The organism is Gilliamella sp. WF3-4, assembly GCF_001690275.1.
Classification (GTDB): Bacteria; Pseudomonadota; Gammaproteobacteria; order Enterobacterales; family Orbaceae; genus Gilliamella; species Gilliamella apicola_C.
The window spans coordinates 1-4,236 of sequence record NZ_LZGW01000008.1 but is presented as its reverse complement, the minus strand read 5'-3'; the positions used below and the strand labels follow the sequence as shown (position 1 = coordinate 4,236).

Genomic DNA, 4,236 nt, shown 5'->3' with positions numbered 1-4,236 from the left:
ATCTGGGCAATTAAGTCAAAAACTCGCTTATTGGAAAAAATTTCCATTATCGTTAGATAATTTACCCAAAGCAACCGAAAGCAACACTGTCTACTTTCCACGCACAATATTACTTGACACATCGGGGGATGAGAGTTTAATGGCGGTCGATGATGCTAACCCTGATTCGGTATGGCGTTATATTCAGGCATTGAATCGACAAGGGGTACTGATACAAGGTTGGGTAAACATTACAGCAGGCGCACAAGCGCATATCAAATTGGTTTCTCCATGGTACTGGCCTGAATTTAAAACAGTAGAAGAGAAGGCGACGGTAGGTGAATTATCCAATAAGATTAGTAAGAATAAAGCGGCGAAATTGGATTTAGAAGATTACACGCCAGCGATGCAGGAATTACATCAAATCTTAACGGGAACTTTGCGTTATTCCAATCAGCGAAAAAAAACACACTTACCTTCTTTTACGGATAACTATTTAAAGGAAGGTTTACGCCGAAGTTGGGCCGCAGAGCGGATAGGGCATTTACTGGTCAAATATGAAAGTGAATGGTATGCCGATGAAGCATTAAGTAAATGGAATGAGATAGATGAGCTGTTTGAAGAAGAAAAGCAACAAAAAAAAGAGTCTATTGAAGCGATATTAGATAAAATCGGCATAATCGAGCCCTACCATCGAGACTTTGCCATGAAAAAAGTGGACGAAGCCCTTGAGCATGTCAAATCAAACTGGCAACTTGAAAAAGAGCAACGCATTAAACCGTCACTGTGGTGGAAAGAAGTGGCACAGGCACAAGCTCAAAACCCAACCGCAAACACTGATGCCAATACCCCTAAACTGTCCAATCTATCCGCAGACGGCAAGGCATGGTTTATTCATCCGGTGGCGATGATAGATTACTTCCCTAAAAGCGAGATTCTTTTTCAGAAAGGGGATAAGCATGAGATTATTCGGGAAATTAATATCCGCCTTGCAGGTTTTGGTGGCAATGTACCAACCGATGAATTTACTGAAAGAACAGAAAAGATGATAAAACAGTTTCAACGTGATTATATGCAAGTTGAGGAAACTGGCGTTGTGGATATAAAAGTTATACAAGCAATTGATAGATTTCAAGAAGAATATCCAATAGAAACGTATTTTGCTCAAGCTAAATGTAAGTGTTCTACATTGAAATTAGTGAAAGGCGATAAAGCATGTGGAGGCTTTGGTAACGGTAAATTTGAACAACAAAAACAAAATGCAAATACTATTGAAATGTATAGGAAATATGAATACCCAGGGTTACACAGAACTTTATTTTGGGTCTTAAGAGCTTGGAAATTTTATTTATATCATTTTGATCAACGGAATATGAAAATTGAATTAGTTAAATCTGGATATCGCTGTTGGTCAGATAATAATGCTCATAATTTTAGACAAAGTACTAATCATATGGGTAAAGCATTAGATATTCATATGATTTATAACAATACCAAAATTTCATTAGAAAATTTGTGTGATGATGCTAGAGAGGTAATGATCAGTTATTGTAATGCGCATTATAGATGGAATGTAGGAAATGTTATTTCTTTAGAGGTGGGAATTCGTGAAAAAACACCAAAAGATACCGCAATCGCTGCAACATGGATTCATTTTGATGTAAGAAGTTTTGAATTAAAATATTTGGAAGATAAATATTTTGTTAAAAGCGCTGAACAAGTTAATGGGTTATCAATGCAATCATTAATAATTAATAAAGGTTAACAACGTATGAAGACAATCAAATTAACTTTTATTTTATTTTTATTAGTCTTAAGTTTAATTGTATCATCAGCTACAGCTGATGAAAAAAAAATGCTGGATAATTGGGGAATTATTTATGGTATTAGTGATACCTTGATAAATGAAACAACGGTTGATTTTGATATAAAATTGCTTGGTAATAAATTTTATTTTAATAATCAGTCGTTTTTGATTAAACGTAATACTATGCCTGCAAAAGATTTTTTTATAAATAATAATATTGAAGAAACATATTTTGATTTAAAAAAACAGCGACAATTACTAGAGTATAATTATAATATTAAATTAAATGATAGCATTACTTATCTTCAATTTGATAAAAACATTGATAATAGTTTATTAAAACAGTATGTGACACAAAACAGGCAAGTAATATTATTGGACGATATACTACTTTTGTTTGGAAAAAATGGCGAGCCAGTCTTTTATTCAAAACCTTATTTTGAAAAAGAATTTATTAAAGAAGTGTCTCAATTATCCATAATCAATGTTCCATTTAATGCAGAAGATGCTTATATATTATATCGAGATGAAGTATTAAAAAAGTTATCCATTCATTACAAAAATTTTTTAGGTATCCCATGGCAAGGGGTATATTTATCTGGCGCACGATTCTCACCTATATCTCCTGATCTTAATTTAATATTTATTGATGTATTCTGGGATAGTGGTGAGGCAGATTCATTTTTATATCTGTTTTCTAGTGATTATAAGTTACTAGATAAACTATTAATTTTTAGCTATAGAACCACAACTCGTGGAGGTCCTGGAGGTGATGGACAACCTGTTGGTTATCATTACTTTACTATTGATAAAAACTATTCCATTGAACGCCAACAACGCTTTGAAGATGAAACAATAGAAATACAACATTTTCAAATTACAAAAGAAGGAAAGTTTCAAGAAATACCGGTTACGTCTAATTGCTATAGCAAATGGGCTACTAAAGATCCAAATAAACATTCGCCTAGAAGTCTTTTGTTAACAAGTAAGCAAGCTAATAATTATTTACGTTTTGAGGGTGGTCAATTAGAAGAGCTTGATAGTGCGACATTAACTTTAAATGCTAATGAAAAAAAACTTTGTGTTAATTATCAACAAGTTTATCCGGTAAACTTTGGTAAGACTAATTCAAAACAATTTTTTGATAATGAGGCATTATATCAACAGCAAGTAGAAAATTTTAAAAAATATCACATTGATATCAGTAACGAATTGGAATATGTCACATTTGAAAATATTGATGAACTACCTATAGCTAAATTTTTATTAAATGGCAATCAAGCCATTTATATGAACAATACATTATTTATTGTAGGTAAAGATTATTTTGTGGCTTACAGACAACCAACAAAAGAGGAGTTAGTTTATACGCAATAGCACAAAGGTATTAATGATTTGCCATGAAACGAGCATTAGCAGATGGATTACTGGAAAGTGAAAAGACAATCATTTTAGTTGAAAAAGAGGCCCGATTAATCCAGCCTCCGGCAGATAGCTATTTAAACAGTGGCATAGGGATTCATTTTGTAGATAGCAGTAACTATTACTATGTTAAAATCAAACCGGAATATACCTTTAGTATACCATTGATATATTTTGACGCTTCACGACAGTCTTCATTCAATACGCCGTTAGGCGGTGGGATTAATGGGATTAACGGTGAAACGCAAAACACCATACCGCAAAAACAATGGTACCGTTTAACGCAAACAGATAAAGCGCGGTTGATTGATATTAACCGCTTTCTTTATCCTGAACTAACCTTAAATGACATCCCCACTGAAGTTGAGCTAGTGAGTAGTGGCGCGCCACAGATAACGCTACCGGGTGTCTACTCTGAGCCGACCGATGATAATAAAGGTTGCTTTACAATTCGTTTTATTGTTGAGGATAAGCATTACTGGATAGACGCTAATGAAGTCTCCCACCTAGGCCGGCAATCTGGGCAATTAAGTCAAAAACTCGCTTATTGGAAAAAATTTCCATTATCGTTAGATAATTTACCCAAAGCAACCGAAAGCAACACTGTCTACTTTCCACGCACAATATTACTTGACACATCGGGGGATGAGAGTTTAATGGCGGTCGATGATGCTAACCCTGATTCGGTATGGCGTTATATTCAGGCATTGAATCGACAAGGGGTACTGATACAAGGTTGGGTAAACATTACAGCAGGCGCACAAGCGCATATCAAATTGGTTTCTCCATGGTACTGGCCTGAATTTAAAACAGTAGAAGAGAAGGCGACGGTAGGTGAATTATCCAATAAGATTAGTAAGAATAAAGCGGCGAAATTGGATTTAGAAGATTACACGCCAGCGATGCAGGAATTACATCAAATCTTAACGGGAACTTTGCGTTATTCCAATCAGCGAAAAAAAACACACTTACCTTCTTTTACGGATAACTATTTAAAGGAAGGTCTACGCCGAAGTTGGGCCGCAGAG

Annotated in this window: 2 protein-coding genes and 1 pseudogene; all 3 read left to right on the top strand. The window is 34.7% G+C overall.

Translation table 11 applies throughout. The features are described 5' to 3' along the window. Positions 1 to 1,744: peptidoglycan-binding domain-containing protein (locus A9G47_RS02945; protein ID WP_141674795.1), on the top strand; the 1,744-nt coding region annotated here is incomplete at its 5' end. Positions 1,745 to 1,750: 6 nt separating this feature from the next. Continuing rightward, a complete protein-coding gene (locus A9G47_RS02940; RefSeq protein ID WP_065642118.1) occupies positions 1,751 to 3,163 on the top strand; it encodes a hypothetical protein in 1,413 nt (470 codons plus the stop codon). Positions 3,164 to 3,186: 23 nt separating this feature from the next. After that, positions 3,187 to 4,236, top strand: a pseudogene (locus A9G47_RS02935) (hypothetical protein); the annotation flags it as partial.